The following is an 18,294-nucleotide window of genomic DNA, read 5'->3' as shown; positions in this document are numbered from 1 at the left end:
CTACTTCAGAAATGCAAAGAGCAGAACCTGCATCACAGGTTCTGCTCTTTCTATTATAATGAAACCAATGCCCCACGCTCATCCGCCGAGCGCATCTCGGCTTCAATTAACTCAAGCGTGCCTGTTGCACTTTCCGGTGTACATACAGATACAGGCATACCCGCTTGAACAGACTGGATATAATATTTGAGTTGGTGATAATATCCCGAATCGGGTGACAGCTCAGCGACGAAACCAGGAGCATTGTTCGGATTTACTTTCAGCTCACCATTCTCAAAGACCAGATTCCCCTGCTCCAAATTAACGCGATACGTCATTGAGAAACCGTAGTCTCCCCCCAGCGTCCAGTCGGCTTGGGCATTCAGTACTTTTCCGTCAGGGTATACATAATTGGTGGACACGGTATCATAGCCGCTTCCTGGAATGACGTTGCGAGCCAGCGTGGATACTTGATCCGGTTTGCCAAACAGCCAGTGAATAATATCCGCATCATGGATGTGCATATCTAATATGCAACCACCGCTTTTCTCGCCATCCAAAAACCACTCTTGAGGCAAACCTGAACCCCTGAAGAAGTAACCTGCGTTTACCGCTCCATATCGACCGTCTTCTACTACGGATTTCAGGTAGGCATAGGCTGGCCAGAAGCGTAAACATTGACCAATCATCAGTGTTTTCCCGGTTGCTTTGGCTGTCTGCGCCATCTTCCAGCCTTCCGCCGAATGGCGAGCAACCGGTTTCTCACACAGCACATGATAGCCTTTCTCCAGCATGGAACACGTTAGTTCAGCATGCAGCGGCGTGGGCAGCGTAATATCAATGATATCCAGTTCTTCTTGCTCCAGCATCGCGTCGATGTTGTCATACAAACGATAAGGTGATAGATCATATACCTCTTGCTCTGTCGCCATATTGCCGGCTGCTTTACCGTTCTTCAGTTCCTCTATTCTCAGATCGCAGATGGCTACCAATTCCACGGGTTCCCCTTCAGAGGCAAGGCGTACATAGTTGTCAAAATGCATACGTCCCATAAACCCAAAACCGATCAATCCCACTTTTAACATATTTCTACCTCCCAAATAAAAATAGGTTTTATATTCGTATAAATGTTGTTATCTGCAATTATTCCTGAGAACGTCCAAGTATGGCATCCATCGATTTGGATGTATTGAATATAATCTGCTTCGAATGATGAGTGTAAGGCGGAATCATCTCGGCAGTCACGTAGTTGTCGTAACCAATGGCCTGTAATGCCTGCATCACCGCCGGATAATTTACATCTCCAGCCAGCAAATCAACAAATCCATGAAGCCCTCCCGCTTGACGACGGTAATCCTTGAAGTGTACCTTCTTAATCCGGTGACCAAGAATGCGAACCCACTGCTCCGGGTAACCGTTCTGCACCACATTGCCCACATCGAAATACGAACCTATATAATCTGAGCTAAAAGAATCAATAAAGGTTCGCAGCTCTAGCGGTGACACCAGAAATTTGTTCCATACGTTCTCAATACCAATCGATACTCCGGCACTTTTCGCATACGGCAGCAGATGCGCAAGGGCTTCTTGTGCCCGTTCATAGGCAACTTCATAATCGGTCACTTCGCTGTCTGGAATAAAATCCACACCAACCGCGCCCGGAATGACCAGAATGGTATCCACACCAAATGCTGCAGCAAGCTCCAGCTGTTTTTTACACACATCCAGTGCTTTCGTGCGAATCTCCGGACGGGCGCTCGTCATCGGGTAATCCCAGTACAATCCGGTTGCAAGTCCCGCGATTTCGAGTCCAGCCTCTTCGAGACGTCCCTGAATATCACGAACCTCCTGATCCGTGGCAGACAGGCTCAGCTCGCCTTCTCCATTAAGAGATAGTTCAATCCCCTCAAAACCAGCTTGCTTCGCCGTCTGAATACAATCCGCAATAGAGGCATCTCCTGGAAACGACCATATGTTAATCCCTTTTTTCATCCGAATACCCTCCTTCAAAATATGAAAACCTGTTCTTCAGCGGTGTATAGCTATCCCAATTGAAAATAACCAAATCGGGCAGGTAAATGAAAGTTTACAGCCCCCGTAGGCTGCCATGCCTGATACTCCCGATCTCCCTGCACATTCTCATCAATACGGTAAACGTTGACCCTCCAGCGTACGCCTTTAGCCAGGGACGACTTGAAGTTACTGGCCGGAATATGGATCAAATACACCCGATTGCCCTGACGGTCCACTTCTACAGCCGTTTGCAAACCCTCCAGCTGCCAGGTTACATCTGCCTTCAATTCGGAACCTTCGCTGTTATTGTGAATGAGTGCATCAAATATTACGTTGTGCGGACTGACTTCCAGTTCGATATAATTCCTGCCATCGCCCTGTTCATCAATGAACAGTTCAACCACATCCTGCTCATACAATGGCTGATCCCTTTCCGTGAAATCAGATACGACATGATCATCCTGGCACACAAAGCGAATATGCAAGTATTCGCGACTCCAGCCAAAACGAACTTCTGTGGATTGATGAGGTGGTCTGCCTGTTACCGTGTCCACCAGTTCCACTGGAACACATCGTTCCCAATCCGCAGTCGAGGGAAATCCACTCTGTGCAACTGACCTAAGTGGTTCGCAGCAATAACTCGGGCTCCGTTCCACAGGGAGAGATCGCATCTTAATCCTCTCCTTTTTAGCTTAATCCGTGATGTTGTCTCTCTCGTAAGAACATGTGATAATACATATATTATAAATATTTTACGTGATCATTTATTTAGGAGATAAAGAGATTATTTGCACAATTCCGTTCAGTTTTAAATAGATCTATTTAGGCCAATCTCATTGAAAAAGGAGAGGGGATTTATGTCTTTCCAACAAGCGGTATATCCTCTGCAACGAACCGTCACTTACAAGGAATGGTCTCCCAACGTGCATTATGCTCAGTTCCAGAGCCTTCCTCCCGGCAAGCTGGCAAAGCGGCGTTTGTATGATTTTGAACTTCTGTACGTCTCTCAAGGTGAAGCTGCAACTCATATGAACGATAAACAACATAATTTGAAAGCGGGTCAACTAATCCTGCTGCCTGCCGGGGTCTATCACCAGAATGAGGTGGTTTCCAGCCCGGAAGCACGTTTCATTGGCATTCATTTTGATTTCTTCAACGAATTGACCATTCTAACCGAGGCAGATATGGTTGTTAACGAAGAAACTGTCCTGCACCATAAATTCGCAGTGGAAGCTTGCGTAGAGGGCATGACACCACTATCTATCAACCCGGTGTATACCCCTTCTCCAGCTACCGTTCAGCTTATGGAGCAATTGGTACATGAATTTACGATGCGCCCACCGGGATATGAACTGGTATGTAAAGCCTTGATGTTGCAAATATCGACCCATCTACTGCGTTCATCCTGGCGAAGTTCGTCACGCCATGATTCGGTACACGGAGAGAAGCTGCACGAACTCATGAAACGTATTGAGGCCGCCCCTTCCGACCCGTGGACCAATTCGAGCATCGCCAAACAATTGAACCTGAGTGTGGATCACATGGCCAAATTGTTCAAACAGATTGCGGGCATGCCGCCCAACGAATACATTCAATCCATGCGCCTAAGCGAGGCACGCAAACTATTACGGGAAACCGATCATTCCATTGAGGCTGTGGGTGCACAAAGCGGTTACCCGGACATTCATTATTTCAGCCGCATGTTCCGCAAATATGAAGGCATTTCGCCCCGGGAATACCGGAAGTTGTCCAGAATGTTATAAAAAAAGGAGCAGCCTGCCAATGTGCAGTCTGCTCCATGCTTTTTGAAATAACGTTAAGACAAAGGGTTCATTTTCCCATGTCAAACCATAACCTTTAATTCAGCCTATATAGGTAATTTCCGCTCAATATCATTCTCTCTACTTATATTGTACCGTTATTTATATGTTTTTTGTAGACTGTTTTTTTTGCAATTCCTACACTATACTGCTAAATACAAATCTAAAAAAAAGAGGTGTATCAGTATGGATGACCAAAAAAATGTCTTAGATAATGGACCCTTTTTTCATGGTACTAAAGCAGAACTGAAAATTGGAAATTTATTAGAACCGCTATACTTATCCAATTACCAAGATAAAAAATCTAACCATATTTACTTTACGGCAACATTAAATGCTGCCAAGTGGGGTGCTGAATTAGCAAAAACTAATGCAAAAGAAAGAATCTACATTGTAGAACCATTAGGAGATTTTGAAAATGATCCTAACTTAACTGATAAAAAATTTCCTGGCAACCCAACACGCTCATATAGATCTAAATCACCTCTAAAAATAGTAGCTGAATTAGCTTCATGGGAGAGACACTCCGGTGAAGAGATAAATCATATGCTTACATCTTTAAAAAAATTAAGTGAAGAAGGGAAAAATGTGATCTACGATTAATTTATAACCAAAGAGTTCCTTTCGTCCAAAACTGGACAAAGAAACTCTTTGGTTGATCGCTATTCTATTTTGCCATTGGAAGACTGGCGGAATATACAGCGGTACGGAACGATCATTTTGACAGCCACTTCATACTGATGATCCAGATAATCGAGCAGCTGTTTAACCGCGAACATACCCATCTCAAGCTTAGGCACATGAATGGTCGACAACGGCGGAGAGGTGAATTCGGATATTTCAATATTATCTACCCCAAAAAAGGCGATATCCTCCGGAATACGGAGTCCCTGTTCTGTTGCAGCACGCATGGCGGCAATCGCCATCATATCACTGGCTGCAAAGATGGCTGTAGGTCTGTTCGCATTGTTGGTAAATGCCTGCTTGGTCAATTCATAACTCAGCGAAACATCCCATTTCACGTCGATCACCCAGTCATTATCAATAGGTAATCCCGCATCCGTCATGGCACGCCGATAACCAAGAAACCGTTTTTCCTCCAGAAAATCATTCTTGAATTCTGCTCCGCCTATGTAGGCAATGATCCGATGCCCTTGGGCAATCAGATGATTCGTTGCCTCCCTGGCAGCCTCTTCACGATCATAACCGACGACCGGAATGTCCGGGTCCGTAATATCCACACCCACAACAGTCCGTACATTGGTCTTAAGCCAGCGATAGGCTTCCGGATCAATCCGTTCCACCACAATCATGCCATCAATCTGATGTTCCTTCACCAGAGACTGCAGCTGCACGATATCCCCATCGTTTTCGATGCTGTACACAAATTCCAGACGCATGCCTGCTTCAGCAAGCTGCTTCTCAATCCCTTCCATAATGACTGAAAAATAAGGACTGTTGTATTTATTCTGGGGAATGGCAACCACACAGCCGATCGCATATGCCGTTTTGGGCTGGACCTTTTTCTTCTTGGCCGGACGCTGTGAACGGTAGCCCAGTTCCTCAGCGGTGTCCCATATTTTTTTGCGGGTTTCATCGCTGACCGATCGATTGACATCGTTCTTCATCACACGTGAAACGGTAGAGATCGATACACCAACGCGGTCTGCAATATCCTTCAATTTTGCCATGTGAAGTCCCCACCTTTCCTCTAACTATGTATTTAAACCCCATTCGTATTGGGGCAATTTCATCTCAGCAAACACAAATTTGCGGCAAATATAATTCTATATTTCTACTGACCAGAAGTCAATGAAATGGTGCACGGGCGCAGTCTTTTATAAAATAAAAGCGGCAGTCAGGGAGCTTGCTGTCCCCCATAACTGCCGCAATTTTAATTCTTTTTAAGAAAAAGTATGAAGCATTGCCACCTCTTTATCTGCTTATTGCATCTTGGAGGCCAAATCCTTAAGCGCTGCGTTCAGATCACCATCTCCGGCAAGTGGAAGCTTGAGTGATTGCTCACCATACGTCCAGACCAGATCGGTTTTCTTGGTTGTAAAGGGAGATACAATGCCATACTGCTGCGCATCCAGGAAGATTTTATTATCTTCACCTACAGTGGCAATATAGGCATCCGCTGCGGCCTTGTTCGCCGGAATCGAGTATCCCTGCTTCGCCAGTTCTGTCTGTCCTTCCGGACCTGCTAGCCAAGCCAGCAGCTTGTAAGCCGCCTCTTCATGCTTTGTATTGGAGCTGATTGCAAGACCTGCTGGCTGAACAACGGTTTGGTTGGTTTTGAATTTCGGCAAATAAGAGATACCGTAATCCACACCAGCCTCCTGGTAGTTGGTTGTATTCCAGCTGCCACCCGGATTCATCGCTACTTTGGATGTAGTAATGGCAAGGTTCACCTGTCCACCCAAACCTTCAATCTGTGCAGGTGTGGTGTTGATCTTTTTATTTTTGGTCAAGTCGATAAAATAGTTCAGCACTTCCATCGCTTCAGGTGTCTCAAGCGCAAGGGAACCATCGTCATTCACCAGCTTCGCACCGTTGGACCACAGCTCCGGCTCCAGGAACCAATCCATCGTTGATCCTGGTGAAATGGACAAGCCCCACTGCACAATGTTACCGGCATCAAAGCCCGCTTCGTCTGCGCTTTTCCCGTTCTTATCCAGCGTCAGCTTGGTTGCAATGTCGGTAATTTCATCCCACGTTGGCTCAAGCGATGGAACGGGAGCTTTATGAGGATTCGTGGCTTCATTCTCAAAGATCGCTTTGTTGTAATACCATACGATGACGTTGGCATCGATCGGCAAGGATACTTGTTTACCTTGATATTGGTGAAGACCCAGCAGACTTTTGTCCACATTGTTCAGATCAAACTGATTTTCCGCGAGCAAGCCGTCCAATTCCTTGAAAATGCCCAGCTCGGCGTATTTCTCCACGTATGCATAACTCGTTTTGAACACGTCCGGAAGTGTGCCACCTGCTGCATTCGCTGTCAATCCATCCCAGTAGCTGCCCCAATCCTTACCTTCGAGTTTGACCTTAATATCGGTATTGGCCTTCATGAACTGATCCAACAGTTCCTGTGTACGATGAAGCTCTTCTGCCGTCCCCCACTGGGAGTATGTGATCGTTACAGGTTCACTCTGGCTACCGCCGGAACCAGAAGAGTCGGCGTTTTCGGACGATCCCCCATTTCCACATCCACTGATCACCACCATTGTAGCAAGTACAAGTGCCCATACATTGAATAGCCGTTTACTCTTCGCTCTCATATACACAGCTCCCCTTTAAGTCATATCAATAAGTCCTGTTCACCTGAAAACTGGAAAGCAGGCAGCCACTCTACCCTTTGGTGCCCGTAAGCACCACCCCCTCGACGATATAACGTTGTGCAAACAGATACAGCAGACCGATAGGTACAATACTGATAAATGCACCCGCAGCGAGTGCCGGCAAATCCTGGCTCGTCTGACCAATCAACAGCTGCAAGCCCACACTCAGCGTGAACATTTCTGGGTTTTTGATATACAGGAACGGACCCAGAAAATCGAGCCAGGAGTTCACAAAGGCAAAAATAATGGTCGTCATAATAATGGGTTTGGACAGCGGCATAATGACTCGTGCATATACCGTCCAGCGGTTGCCGCCGTCGAGATATGTAGCCTCGTCCAGCTCCTGGGGAATGGTCATGAAAAACTGTCGGAACAGGAAGATATAATAGGCGCCTCCAAGCCAAGCTGGCACAATGAGAGGCAACCAGGTATCAATCCAGTTCAGCTTGGAAAAAAGGACGTACGAGGGAATCATCATAATGGATGGAGGAATCATTAAGGTAACAAGCACGACCGGGAACAGAATATTCCGATACTTGGTTGCAAAACGGGAGAAACCGTAAGCGACAAGTGAACTGGACACCACCGCTCCCGCCGCAACAAAAAAGGAAATGATAAATGAGTTCTGAATCCACTGCCACATCATCGGCTGCACAGCGAACAACCGTTCAAAGGCTTCCAGGCTGAATGTGTCTGGCAGGATGGTTGGAGGTACCTTGTAGGTTTCCGCTTTGGTTTTCAGCATGGTCGAGAGCATCCATACAAGAGGCCCTGCGAACAGCATTAATGCTACAATCAGCATGGTATATTGGGACGCTTTTACCGCTATTTTTCGGGTGTTCATGTAACTCTCCTCCTATCGTTCTCCCTCGTAATACACAAAGCGGTTTGATACTTTCATCAGGATCAGGGTGACAAGCGAGATCACGGCGAACAGGAAAATCGACTGCGTCATCGCCATGCTGAATTTCAGATCGGTAAAGGCCGACTTGTAAATATTGTAGACAAACGTATAAGCAGAGTAGTTCGGACCACCCTTAGATAGCAGCAGTGCTTCCGTAAACATCTGAAAGTTATACATCGTCTGAATAATGATGACAAACAGGATGGAAGGACTGATCATCGGCAGTGTAATTTGGAAAAATCGACGAATCCCGCTTGCACCGTCAATTGCAGCAGCTTCATACAAATGTCTGGGTACATTTTTCAGTGCAGCCAGGAAGATCAGAACCCCGCTGCCCGAGATCCAGACTTGAAGCATGATGATGACTGGCTTGATCGTGTGCTCCCCGCCAATCCAGTCCACTTTGCCTATACCCAGCGCGCCAAGTCCGGCGTTCAGGATGCCGAATTCGGAGTTGAACACCAGCCGCCAGATAATAACTGTTGCCACAATGGGCACCAGGGTCGGTAAATAGAAGAAAGTGCGGAACAAGGCAATACCTTTCACATTAAAATTAAGCAGCATCGCCAGACCCAGCATACCCGCAGTTACGATCGGAACACCGAATACCACGAAAAACATCGTGTTCATCAAGCTTTTCAAGAAGATCGGATCGTCCATCATGTGCGTAAAATTATCAATGCCGACAAAGTTGAAGTTGGTCGCTCCCGGAAGTCTCGCATCCGTAAAGGCGTAGAAGACCGAAGTCCCGAAAGGAAATAGGAAAAAGGTGATAAATCCGATAATCCATGGCAAAATGAAGAGAAAAAACAGCAGTGTGTCATATTTTCTCAACCTGTTCATGATGACACCCCTCAGCCTGAAATTTCTTCTAAATAGACGTACCGTTCTTCCAAAATGGATTTCTCTGCCGCCAGGGCAATAAGCAATGCGTTACGACCAACCTGTGCACTCGCAAAGGGCTGTCTGCCTTCCTGTACACATTTCAGAAAATCAATGCGTTGGGTCTGTCCCCCCGTGTGTCCACCCATAATGGAATCCGACGTCACATCAATCTCCAGATGGTCCTTCGTCCAGTCCTGCCCGCCAACGATATCAATCGTCTTGTCATTACGGGCAACCATCTGACCGCCATTCTCTCCGATCAAGCCAATCTCAAGTCCTTCTCCCATCAAATTGCGCGGTTTCAAATACATGCACAACCCCAGATTGGCCTTGCTGCCGTTATCATAATCAATGGTGATAAAGGCATGGTCGACGATGGAGGTATCCGAAATTTCTTTCGTCGGATAGTGACTGTATGAATTCTGAATCCGATTAGGCTCTCCTTGCTTCATGACATGCTGGCCTCCAGAGGCAAACACGCGGACAGGCTTCGCCTGGATCATCCAGTTGAAAATATCGAAGTGATGACAATCCTTCTCTACAATCGCTCCCCCAGACTTGGTTTTGTCATAGAACCAATCCGCAGGCGGGAACGGATCACGGAATTCCTTGCACCACATCAATTTCACGTCACCAAGACGTCCGTTCTCCAATTCCTTCTCCATTCGGCGATACAGATTCGAATACCGATAAACCAATCCGATCTGCAATACCCGTCCTGAGGCTTTCGCAGCTTCTATAATGGCATCACAGTCCTCAATGGTATGGGCGACCGGTTTCTCCAGAAATACATGCTTGCCAGCTTCCAGAAAAGCGACTGCCACTTCGCGATGCAAATAGTTCGGTACACTGATGACTACCGCATCCAAATCTTCCTTGGCAAGCAGTTCACGATAATCACTAACTATGGTGGGATTACTGTTCTTGAGTTCAGCCAGCGTACGTGCCACATTAGCCTCATTCATATCACAGATATAACGAACCTCACTATCCTCGAGCAAATCAAAACCAATGCAATGATGTGACCCCATGTCTCCTACACCGATAAAAGCCATTTTTATCTTCCCCATGCTTACACTCTCCGTTGCTCGTAAATTTGCGGCAAATGCCATGAAGCCAACTTGATGTCAAGAAATCTAACAGAACTGTGACTATGTAACGATAGTAAAATAGTTTTAATGGCTTGTCAATCAATTTTGGCTAAATTTTTAATTATTTTGCGGCAACATATTTGCAACTTATTTTATATACTACTAAACAGTATAACTCTTTATTCATCATAAATTAAGCGTTTACATTTTCGTTGTATTATCATATACTTTAATTTGAATTCATTTTTATTTGCGGCAAATATTATATTCAACTAATGATTACTTATGTTCAAAATCCAATGAAACACTCTCGTTTTCAATAGAAAACTCAATAAATCCTGGAAAAAAATCTGTTGAATCTCCTGTATCCATCCCCTATAATGCAATTTAGACGCGGAATCCAAGAACTAAAAACACTTTTTATATTTGCCGCAAACCAAAATTACATCTTTTTAGTTGTTTATTTTCCGATTACTACCATGACTCTTACATAAAACGTTAATATTCCGCCACTTCATGCGGATCAGAAAGGGGTTGAACTCTCCTAACGCTCCCCTCATAAAGAAATCGGTGTGGGCAGAACGAGTTATCATTCAAAATCCATTATTCAGGAGGTATACCATGACAAGATTATTTGATCAAAGCAAGCGGAGCTTTGGATTGTTTTTGGCTTTTGTCCTCATAATTACCCTGCTATTGCCTGCGGGAGCCTTACCCAAAGCCTCTGCTGCAACCATCACCATTGATGGCAATGTCAGCGACTGGAGCAGCGTTAGTGCTCTCACCACCAATAGTGGCACTGCCCAGACGCTCAAAGTGACCAATGATGGAACCAACCTCTATCTGCTTATTCAAGGCTCAGGTCTGAGTACAACGATGGGCAACTTCTGGATCAACACCGATAACAATACTTCAACCGGTTACCAGGCTGCGGGCTGGGGAGTTACAGGTGTGGAGTGGCTGCTTGAAAATACGGGGTTATACCGCTATGGCGGTAGCGGAACCGACTGGGTCTGGAACTTCAACAGCACGTTGACCAGCTCCCAATTCTACAGCAGCTCCACCGTCATTGAGGTCGCTATTCCTCTCGCCACACTGCAAATCAGTGCAGGCAGCACAGTGCGAGTCGGGTATATCGACAACAGCTCGGATACATCGAGATTGCCCGCGTCTGGACAAACACTGCCCGCTTACCTTCTGACCTCGGCTGGATCGGGTGGCGAAACAGGGAACACCGTCGTGAATCCCGTTGAGCTGGACAGCCCACTCAACAATCCATTCAAAGGCTGGGCGCCTTCGGCCAAGAGCACAACATATGCACAGCCACACAGGCTCGTATATGCCGGCGTGACTTGGAAGGAGCTGGAGTCCACCAAGGGCACATATGATTTTAGTGCGATTGAAGCCGCCAACAATTTTGCCTACTGGAAAAGTAAAGGCGTCAAAGTGGTGTTTCGTTTCATTCTGGACAGCCCGACAGGACAGGCTCACAGGGATATTCCAGATTGGCTCTACAATGACATGGTTGCCCGTGGAGAATCACCTGGAACCGTATACAACGATACAACCGGAGGCATGGGTACGGGCAACAACATGGGCTTCTCTCCCAACTACAACTCCACCTACCTGCAAGAACGGCACAAATTAGCCATCGAAGCCATTGCCGCAAGGTACAACACTAATGATCGTCCGGTCGCCTTTGTCCAGATCGGTTCACTCGGACACTGGGGCGAGTTCCATACTTGGCCTTATGTCGGACCAAATGGTGAAACCAATTACACAGGTGCTTTCCCTACCAATGACATCTCGAACAAGTATGTTCAGCATTATATCGATGCCTTTGCCGGCAAAGAGGACAAAATGCAGGTTCTGATCCGGCGCAGTATCGCCCTCGCCAAAACCAATAACAAAGGCATGGTCATGGGCATGTTCAACGATGTGTTTGGACATAAAGACAGCTTCGATGCGGATTGGGGCTGGTACACTGGCACCCAGAATGGCTATTGGGATGACATCGGCCAACAACAGCCAGCACATGCGAACTTCTGGGAGACACGTATCTCAGGCGGGGAATTTTACGGGGGAGCTTCCGGCATGCTTGCGGCATTAACCACCGGTAGCGGATTTACGGAAACATTGCGTCAAACGGAGCTTAGCAAACCAAGCTGGCTGGGACCGAATTCCCCTGCCTCGCTTCCTCTAAATCATGCATTACAGGCCAATATCGATGCACTCAAGAAACGAATGGGTTACCACTTTGTAGTGAAGGAGATTTCGCATCCAGCCACCATTAGCGGAACCACGTTTACAACAACGATTAAAGTGGAGAATAAAGGCGTACAGCACTTCCCGTTTGCCTGGCCGGTTGAAATTCAACTGCGCAGCGGCAATACCGTGGTCGCCAAGAAAACAACAACCGTTAATCTGACCACGTGGAAAACAGGTACCTACACCCTGACCGATTCTATTCCGGTCTCCGGTCTTGCTGCCGGAACCTATGATATCGCGATTGCGATCATTGACCCGGAAACGAATAAACCTGGCGTAGACTTTGCCAATACAAATAAATTGACCGACGGCTCGTTCAAACTGAGCAGTGTAACGAAGTAAACGGCATGACATGAAAAGAGCAGGAATAAGGGCCACAGCGCCCTTATTCCTGCTCTTTCTTTTTTTGGATGATAACTATCTATCAAACCGAACACAACAATCAGTAAGCCCCAGCAACCCTCCCCTATACGTGAGGCACGGGTGTCATTTGATTGCGTTCCATCAAAATCCATAATTCATCAACCAATTCTTCTGCGGAGTACGGTTCGGCTGAGGTAATCCACCATTCAATCATGCCAGCCAGCGCGGAAGCAAGGAATTGAAGCATAATCTCCTTGTTCCTTCCCTGATTGATGCCACTCATGTCGATTTGTTTATCCAGTCCTCTCAACAGAGCAGCTTGCAAGCGAGTTCGAAATTCCGGGACACTTTGATCAGTCAACACTGCACCATAGAATAGGGCATGTTCTTTCAGATACCGAAAACTGTGCAGCAGAGCTTCTTTGGAAGGAAATATGCCAGTGACTCCGCAGAAGAGACTGCTCTCGATCAGTTCCACCAAATGGGATTTTATACACTGATCCAACAAATCAAACTTGTCCATAAAATGCAAATAAACCGTTCCGCGACTTACATTGGCTCGCTCTGCAATTTGATTAATCGTGATTTGCTCGAATTTTTTTTCGGACAGCAGTTGAATAAAGGCCTCTATAATCGATTCACGTGATTTTTGTATTCTTCTGTCCATACTTACTCCTTTTATTATCGGATCTGAGATTGAACAAAACAGTAGATTGTGTTCAATATTATACACATTCCATTGTTTTAACAATTGTCGTCCAATCCCATTATAAGTACGATCATTATATTGAACGGCTGGGAACAAATCAACTGACAGCCAGCAATACCGAATGGAGGACTATGATGAAAGCAGTAGTGATAGAAAACTATGGAGGCTCGGAGGTTTTTGCGGAGCAAGAGCGCGATATACCACATATTAGTGATACACAAGTGCTCGTGGAGATGAAGGCGACCACAGTATCCTCAGCGGATCAACTGATTAGGACCGGAACATTCAGGCATTTCATGCCCACCCAATTCCCTTATGTTCTTGGAGTCGATATAACTGGAATCGTCGTGGCCACAGGAAAAAAGGTTACTCGTGTACAAACCGGGGATCGCGTTATTGCGGTGTCTCGTACAGGAGGTGGTTACGCTGAACATGTCGCTGTGGAAGAATCCGATCTTGCTGTGATAACGCAGTCCCTTTCCGATGCAGAAGCTGCTTCGGTCTCTGCGTCCGGCATGACGGCCTGGCAAGCCTTATTTCACTATGGCAAACTGCAGCCGGGACAGCGTATTCTGATCCACGCCGGTGCAGGTGGTGTAGGACACATCGCCATACAATTAGCCAAACAACACGGCGCTTATGTGATCACCACGGCTCGGGCCCATAATCATTCATTTGTTCTTCAGCTCGGTGCCGACGAAGTGATTGATTATACAACAACCGACTTCGCTGAGTCTTTGAGTCCTGTTGATGTCGTGCTGGATATGGTTCGTGACCCGGTTGTCGATAAAGTCACGGGAATTGGAGCAACAGAACTGAAAAATTACAGCATATTAAAGAATAATGGGACGTTCATTTCCCTTGTAAATCCGGCGATTGCGAAGCAACCTCCCATCCGTGGAATTGATGCCCAGTTTGCCTTGATCAGCCCCAATGTCAACGACTGGGAAGCGTTTACCCAATGGATTCAGACGAATAAGCTCGATATACATGTAGACAACGTATTCCCCTTTACCCGCCAAGGTGTAGCCGAAGCTCATAAATATTACGACACCCGGAATATGAGAGGCAAAATAGTCATTCAGAGGGATGTTATAACAGATAATCTATCTTCGATAGTTGCTCAAGAAACTGGAATGTCCCACTTGTAGCAGCAAAAAGAGCAAGTACTCGAACACTTTCAAGGTTCAGTTACTTGCTCTTTTTTTATTCTATTGTGCCTTGTTCCGCAGCTGACTGTAATACAGTTCGCTGTAGAAGCCGCCTTGTTCCAGCAATGCGTCATGCGAACCCTGCTCCAGTAGCTGACCATCCTTCAGCACAAGAATGCGATCGGCTTGGCGGATCGTGTTCAGCCTGTGAGCGATAACAAAGCTGGTGCGGCCTTGCATCAGGCGCTGCAGCCCTTCCTGGATCTTAATCTCCGTGACGGTATCGATACTGCTCGTCGCCTCGTCCAATACAAGGATGGACGGATCGGCCAGAATTGCCCGGGCAATCGCAAGCAGCTGCTTCTGTCCCTGACTGATGCCACTTCCGTCGGCCTGAAGCACTTTGTCGTACCCGTCTTTCATCCGTATGATGAACGAATGGGCATTCGCCAGCCTTGAAGCAGCTTCCACCTCTTCGTCAGTCGCATCCAGTCGGCCGAAACGGATATTTTCCCGGATCGTACCCTGGAACAGGAATGAATCCTGAAGAACAAATGCCATATGTGAGCGCAAATTCTCACGCCGAATGGTCGTGATGTCACGTCCATCCACCGTTAGCGTACCGGCTGTAGGATCATAGAAGCGGGATAACAGCTGAATCAATGTTGTTTTCCCTGCCCCGGTCGGACCTACCAGAGCAATCATCTCGCCCGGCTTGGCTTCAAAGTTAATTTCATGCAAAATATTGCGTCCTTCATCGTATCCAAAGGATACCTTGTCGAAGCGAACGGCTCCCTCCACCTTTTCGAGGGATACTGCTGCGCCTTCATCCTTCGCTTCCTCATCCTCATCCAGCACCTCGAACACGCGCTCTGCCCCGGCAATCGCAGACAGCAACGTATTCCACTGGTTGGCCAGATCGTTGAGCGGACGGGTAAACTGACGGGCATATTCTACGAAGATGATAATCACCCCAACTGTAACGGAACCTTGAATCGCCAAGATTCCGCCGATGCCTGCAACAATCGCAAAGCTCAGGTTGTTCAGGCCATTCATCAGCTTTGGAATAAAACCGGAGATGGTCTGCGCCCAGAAACCGGACAACCGAATCTTCGTATTTCGTTCCTCAAACCCACGAATCACCCGCTCTTCCTGCGAGAAAGCCTTGATAATCTTCTGCCCGGACAATGTTTCCTCAATGTAACCATTGAGTTCGCCAAGATTCCGCTGACGTTGTTTGAACAACGGCCCGGTTCTGCGCGTAATCCAGCGCATGCCAATAGCCATCAGCGGTACCACGATAAATGTAAGCAAGGTCAGCAGCGGACTTAACCAGAGCATCACGCCAAACGTTCCGATCAGTGTTAACACACTGGAGAAAATCTGGATGGCCGAGCTGTTCAGCGTACCACTGACATTCTCAATGTCGTTGGTAACCCGGCTCATGATCTCACCCTGCTGACGCTTGCCAAAGAATGGAATCGGTAATTTGTGCAGATGGGAGAACAGATCATACCGCATGCGGAACACGGTCTCCTGTGCAATTTCGATCATCCATATATTTTGAAGCCATGACGACAAGGAGAAGAGAACATAGACTGCCAACAGGCCCGATAAAAATGTCGTCCAGCTGGAACTCGTTGCTTCTCCATCAATGAATTTATCCACAGCTACACCGACCATATAAGGTCCAAGCAAAGCGAGCGCGGAACTGGCAAATACCATCAACAGCACCATCGTCAGCTTGACCTTGCGACGGGCCAGATACGCCCAGATCCGGCCTAACGTACCGGACCAGTTCTTCGCCCGTGCCTTCGGCTTACGACCTCCACCTGCCTTCAGCGTCTCGGGATCAATCGGCGGTGGGGGCTGACGGAAAGGTTCAATGAATGCTTTGAACATGTGGTGTACCCTCCCCGTATTGTGATTCATAGATTCGGCGATACAGTTCAGATGAATCCATCAGATCCTCATGTTTCCCCTGTCCAATCAGACGCCCGTCGTCCAACAACAGAATCAGATCGGCAGAGGTGGTTGAACTGATCTTCTGCGTGATAATAAACGTTGTACACGATAACTCTTCCAGTGCACCCAGCAGCCTTGCTTCCGTGGCTACATCAAGAGCACTTGTACTGTCATCCAGAATCAAGATGCTTGGACGACGAATCAATGCACGAGCAATCGAGAGCCGCTGCTTCTGTCCACCTGACAGATTAACTCCCCGCTGTCCCAGCTGTGTATCGTAGCCATTCGGCAGCTTCTCAATGGTCTCGTGAATCTGGGCACGCCGCGCTGCTTCCTTAATCTCTTCGAGCGTTGCGTCCTCCCGGCCCCAGGCAATGTTATCGCGTACTGATCCGGTAAAGAGGACCACTTCCTGCGGCACATAACCGATAGCTCCGCGCAATGTGGAAATGTCCAACCGTTCTGCATCATTACCATCTATACGAACCTCGCCTTGATCTTCGGTATAGAGCCTTGGAATGAGCTGTACCAGTGAGGATTTACCCGAGCCTGTCGCTCCCATGATGGCGATACGCTCGCCTCGTTTAGCTGAGAATGTAATATCCTCCAGCACGGTAATTTCACTGCCCGGATAGCTGAATCCTACACCCTGAAAATCAACTGCACCCTGGATAACAGGATTCCCTTTCCCAGTTTGTGCAGAACGACCTGTATTCAATGTTTGAGCTGATTCCGAAACTTCCTCCGTGTCAAAAACTTCGTTAAGCCGCTGTGCCGAAGCACTCGCTCTGGAGAAGGTCACCAGAATCCAGGACAGTGCAGACATGGCGCCAATGGTGCGGAGCAGATAGTTAATAACTGCGACGACTTCACCCACGGTTGCATTTCCGGTAGTGATGTCACGTCGTCCAAACCATAGCACGGCGATGATACAACCATTCATCATGAGCAGCATGAATGGCATCGTTGTCTCCGTCAAGCGTAGCGCGGAAATCGTGCCTTTCATCAGCTTGCCGCTATAACCGGCAAAGCGTTCAATCTCGTGGCCCATCCGGACGAAGACACGGATCAGCCGAATGCCTGTCAGATTTTCCTGGATGACACCGTTGACGGCATCCAGTCTGCGCTGCACATTGCGGAACAGCAGCGCTGCCTTTTTGATCATCCAGATGACAAACACCAGCAGCACAGGCACCATCACAACGAGCAGCAGACCCAGCTTAGGGTTCACCACGACCGCCATAATCATGCTCCCAATCACCACCAGAGGCACACGCGTCATGAATCGCAGACTCATAAACACCGTATCCTGCACCTGTGTAACGTCCCCGGTCAATCGGGTAATCAAGGATGATGTTGCAAAACGGTTAAACACTGCATAAGAGAACGCTTGCACTTTATCATACAGCTTCTCCCGCAGATCGTAACCGAAGCCGAGACTCGCATGTGACGCAAAAAAAGAACTCGCAATACCCGCGGCAAACGCCACGACGGCACTGCCCACAAGCACCCCACCCCATAGCCAAACCACTGACAGATCTCCTTGCTGGATACCGTTATCAATGATCTTCGAGATTAAATAGGGTTGAGCCAATTCAACCGTCAATTCAATCAGCATCATGACCAGTGCTGCGATGGCGGCGACTCGATACTTCTTCAAGTAGTACAACAGCTTGATCATAACCATTCCTCCGGCCCGGAGCGCTTTATTTTCGTGACGATTTGGTATGTTCACGCAGCCAGCTCCGTTAGTCTCTTTCCATAACTCTATGTAAAATTTCACGTATCCAATACGCTTA

The 18,294-nt window shown here is 47.4% G+C and carries 15 protein-coding genes; 4 read left to right on the top strand and 11 right to left on the bottom strand.

Annotated features, from left to right (window positions below):
• Window positions 1–53: 53 nt before the first annotated feature.
• Genes ACDJ58_RS03840 through ACDJ58_RS03830 form a run of 3 tightly spaced genes read right to left on the bottom strand, consistent with a single transcriptional unit; the run spans window position 54 to window position 2,663 of the window.
• On the bottom strand, window positions 54–1,064 hold the full coding sequence (locus tag ACDJ58_RS03840) for a Gfo/Idh/MocA family protein (RefSeq protein ID WP_413375657.1): 1,011 nt from the start codon (window positions 1,062–1,064) through the stop codon (window positions 54–56).
• Window positions 1,065–1,122: 58 nt separating this feature from the next.
• Window positions 1,123–1,971 (bottom strand): sugar phosphate isomerase/epimerase family protein, encoded by an 849-nt coding sequence (locus ACDJ58_RS03835; protein WP_413375655.1) that lies wholly within the window; start codon window positions 1,969–1,971, stop codon window positions 1,123–1,125.
• Between the two features lie 50 nt (window positions 1,972–2,021).
• Window positions 2,022–2,663: a carbohydrate-binding family 9-like protein gene (locus ACDJ58_RS03830; protein WP_413375653.1), complete on the bottom strand. Its 642-nt coding sequence runs from the start codon at window positions 2,661–2,663 to the stop codon at window positions 2,022–2,024.
• Window positions 2,664–2,849: 186 nt separating this feature from the next.
• Between ACDJ58_RS03830 and ACDJ58_RS03825 the strand changes: the two genes are divergently transcribed.
• Together ACDJ58_RS03825 and arr are read left to right on the top strand one after the other, a co-directional pair.
• Entirely contained in the window at window positions 2,850–3,755 is a 906-nt protein-coding gene (locus ACDJ58_RS03825) for an AraC family transcriptional regulator (RefSeq protein WP_413375651.1), read from the top strand.
• A gap of 243 nt (window positions 3,756–3,998) precedes the next feature.
• Window positions 3,999–4,415: an NAD(+)--rifampin ADP-ribosyltransferase gene (gene arr, locus ACDJ58_RS03820; RefSeq protein WP_413375649.1), complete on the top strand. Its 417-nt coding sequence runs from the start codon at window positions 3,999–4,001 to the stop codon at window positions 4,413–4,415.
• 59 nt (window positions 4,416–4,474) lie between these two features.
• Here the strand turns inward: arr and ACDJ58_RS03815 are convergent, their stop codons facing one another.
• The 5 genes from ACDJ58_RS03815 to ACDJ58_RS03795 all read right to left on the bottom strand — a co-directional run bounded on the left by ACDJ58_RS03815 (window position 4,475) and on the right by ACDJ58_RS03795 (window position 10,018).
• Complete coding sequence (locus ACDJ58_RS03815) at window positions 4,475–5,503, bottom strand: LacI family DNA-binding transcriptional regulator (protein ID WP_413375647.1); 1,029 nt, start codon at window positions 5,501–5,503, stop codon at window positions 4,475–4,477.
• 252 nt (window positions 5,504–5,755) lie between these two features.
• The gene (locus ACDJ58_RS03810; protein WP_079695049.1) at window positions 5,756–7,099 is read right to left on the bottom strand and encodes an ABC transporter substrate-binding protein; all 1,344 of its coding nucleotides are present in this window, start codon (window positions 7,097–7,099) and stop codon (window positions 5,756–5,758) included.
• A gap of 70 nt (window positions 7,100–7,169) precedes the next feature.
• Window positions 7,170–8,003, bottom strand: coding sequence for a carbohydrate ABC transporter permease (locus tag ACDJ58_RS03805; protein WP_413375645.1), 834 nt, complete (start codon window positions 8,001–8,003; stop codon window positions 7,170–7,172).
• 12 nt (window positions 8,004–8,015) lie between these two features.
• Window positions 8,016–8,906: a carbohydrate ABC transporter permease gene (locus tag ACDJ58_RS03800; protein WP_072735121.1), complete on the bottom strand. Its 891-nt coding sequence runs from the start codon at window positions 8,904–8,906 to the stop codon at window positions 8,016–8,018.
• An 11-nt stretch (window positions 8,907–8,917) separates the two neighbouring features.
• Window positions 8,918–10,018 carry a Gfo/Idh/MocA family protein gene (locus tag ACDJ58_RS03795; protein ID WP_413375642.1) on the bottom strand — a complete coding sequence of 367 codons (1,101 nt, stop codon included), beginning with the start codon at window positions 10,016–10,018 and terminating at the stop codon, window positions 8,918–8,920.
• Between the two features lie 642 nt (window positions 10,019–10,660).
• On the opposite strand from ACDJ58_RS03795, the gene ACDJ58_RS03790 reads away from it, so the two are divergent.
• A complete protein-coding gene (locus tag ACDJ58_RS03790) occupies window positions 10,661–12,649 on the top strand; it encodes a DUF4832 domain-containing protein (protein WP_413375640.1) in 1,989 nt (662 codons plus the stop codon).
• Between the two features lie 124 nt (window positions 12,650–12,773).
• Here the strand turns inward: ACDJ58_RS03790 and ACDJ58_RS03785 are convergent, their stop codons facing one another.
• A complete protein-coding gene (locus tag ACDJ58_RS03785; RefSeq protein ID WP_413375638.1) occupies window positions 12,774–13,337 on the bottom strand; it encodes a TetR/AcrR family transcriptional regulator in 564 nt (187 codons plus the stop codon).
• Window positions 13,338–13,510: 173 nt separating this feature from the next.
• Between ACDJ58_RS03785 and ACDJ58_RS03780 the strand changes: the two genes are divergently transcribed.
• The gene (locus tag ACDJ58_RS03780) at window positions 13,511–14,530 is read left to right on the top strand and encodes an NADP-dependent oxidoreductase (RefSeq protein WP_413375636.1); all 1,020 of its coding nucleotides are present in this window, start codon (window positions 13,511–13,513) and stop codon (window positions 14,528–14,530) included.
• A gap of 60 nt (window positions 14,531–14,590) precedes the next feature.
• Here the strand turns inward: ACDJ58_RS03780 and ACDJ58_RS03775 are convergent, their stop codons facing one another.
• Together ACDJ58_RS03775 and ACDJ58_RS03770 are read right to left on the bottom strand one after the other, a co-directional pair.
• A complete protein-coding gene (locus tag ACDJ58_RS03775; RefSeq protein ID WP_413375634.1) occupies window positions 14,591–16,432 on the bottom strand; it encodes an ABC transporter ATP-binding protein in 1,842 nt (613 codons plus the stop codon).
• On the bottom strand, window positions 16,413–18,176 hold the full coding sequence (locus ACDJ58_RS03770) for an ABC transporter ATP-binding protein (protein WP_413379449.1): 1,764 nt from the start codon (window positions 18,174–18,176) through the stop codon (window positions 16,413–16,415). Before ACDJ58_RS03770 ends, ACDJ58_RS03775 begins: the two co-directional genes overlap by 20 nt.
• Between the last annotated feature and the right edge of the window lie 118 nt (window positions 18,177–18,294).

The sequence above is a fragment of the Paenibacillus taichungensis genome (assembly GCF_047302525.1).
Taxonomy (GTDB): Bacteria; Bacillota; Bacilli; order Paenibacillales; family Paenibacillaceae; genus Paenibacillus; species Paenibacillus taichungensis_B.
The sequence above is the reverse complement of the archived record's forward strand: the minus strand, read 5'-3'. Positions and strand labels throughout refer to the sequence as shown.

Excerpts from the sequence above, each read along its gene's own strand:
- ACDJ58_RS03825 (WP_413375651.1), top strand. The coding sequence starts at position 2,850 with ATGTCTTTCCAACAAGCGGTATATCCTCTGCAACGAACCGTCACTTAC.
- ACDJ58_RS03770 (WP_413379449.1), bottom strand. The coding sequence starts at position 18,176 with ATGATCAAGCTGTTGTACTACTTGAAGAAGTATCGAGTCGCCGCCATC.
- ACDJ58_RS03810 (WP_079695049.1), bottom strand. The coding sequence starts at position 7,099 with ATGAGAGCGAAGAGTAAACGGCTATTCAATGTATGGGCACTTGTACTT.
- ACDJ58_RS03775 (WP_413375634.1), bottom strand. The coding sequence starts at position 16,432 with ATGTTCAAAGCATTCATTGAACCTTTCCGTCAGCCCCCACCGCCGATT.
- arr (WP_413375649.1), top strand. The coding sequence starts at position 3,999 with ATGGATGACCAAAAAAATGTCTTAGATAATGGACCCTTTTTTCATGGT.
- ACDJ58_RS03805 (WP_413375645.1), bottom strand. The coding sequence starts at position 8,003 with ATGAACACCCGAAAAATAGCGGTAAAAGCGTCCCAATATACCATGCTG.
- ACDJ58_RS03795 (WP_413375642.1), bottom strand. The coding sequence starts at position 10,018 with ATGGGGAAGATAAAAATGGCTTTTATCGGTGTAGGAGACATGGGGTCA.
- ACDJ58_RS03790 (WP_413375640.1), top strand. The coding sequence starts at position 10,661 with ATGACAAGATTATTTGATCAAAGCAAGCGGAGCTTTGGATTGTTTTTG.
- ACDJ58_RS03780 (WP_413375636.1), top strand. The coding sequence starts at position 13,511 with ATGATGAAAGCAGTAGTGATAGAAAACTATGGAGGCTCGGAGGTTTTT.
- ACDJ58_RS03840 (WP_413375657.1), bottom strand. The coding sequence starts at position 1,064 with ATGTTAAAAGTGGGATTGATCGGTTTTGGGTTTATGGGACGTATGCAT.
- ACDJ58_RS03785 (WP_413375638.1), bottom strand. The coding sequence starts at position 13,337 with ATGGACAGAAGAATACAAAAATCACGTGAATCGATTATAGAGGCCTTT.
- ACDJ58_RS03835 (WP_413375655.1), bottom strand. The coding sequence starts at position 1,971 with ATGAAAAAAGGGATTAACATATGGTCGTTTCCAGGAGATGCCTCTATT.
- ACDJ58_RS03800 (WP_072735121.1), bottom strand. The coding sequence starts at position 8,906 with ATGAACAGGTTGAGAAAATATGACACACTGCTGTTTTTTCTCTTCATT.
- ACDJ58_RS03830 (WP_413375653.1), bottom strand. The coding sequence starts at position 2,663 with ATGCGATCTCTCCCTGTGGAACGGAGCCCGAGTTATTGCTGCGAACCA.
- ACDJ58_RS03815 (WP_413375647.1), bottom strand. The coding sequence starts at position 5,503 with ATGGCAAAATTGAAGGATATTGCAGACCGCGTTGGTGTATCGATCTCT.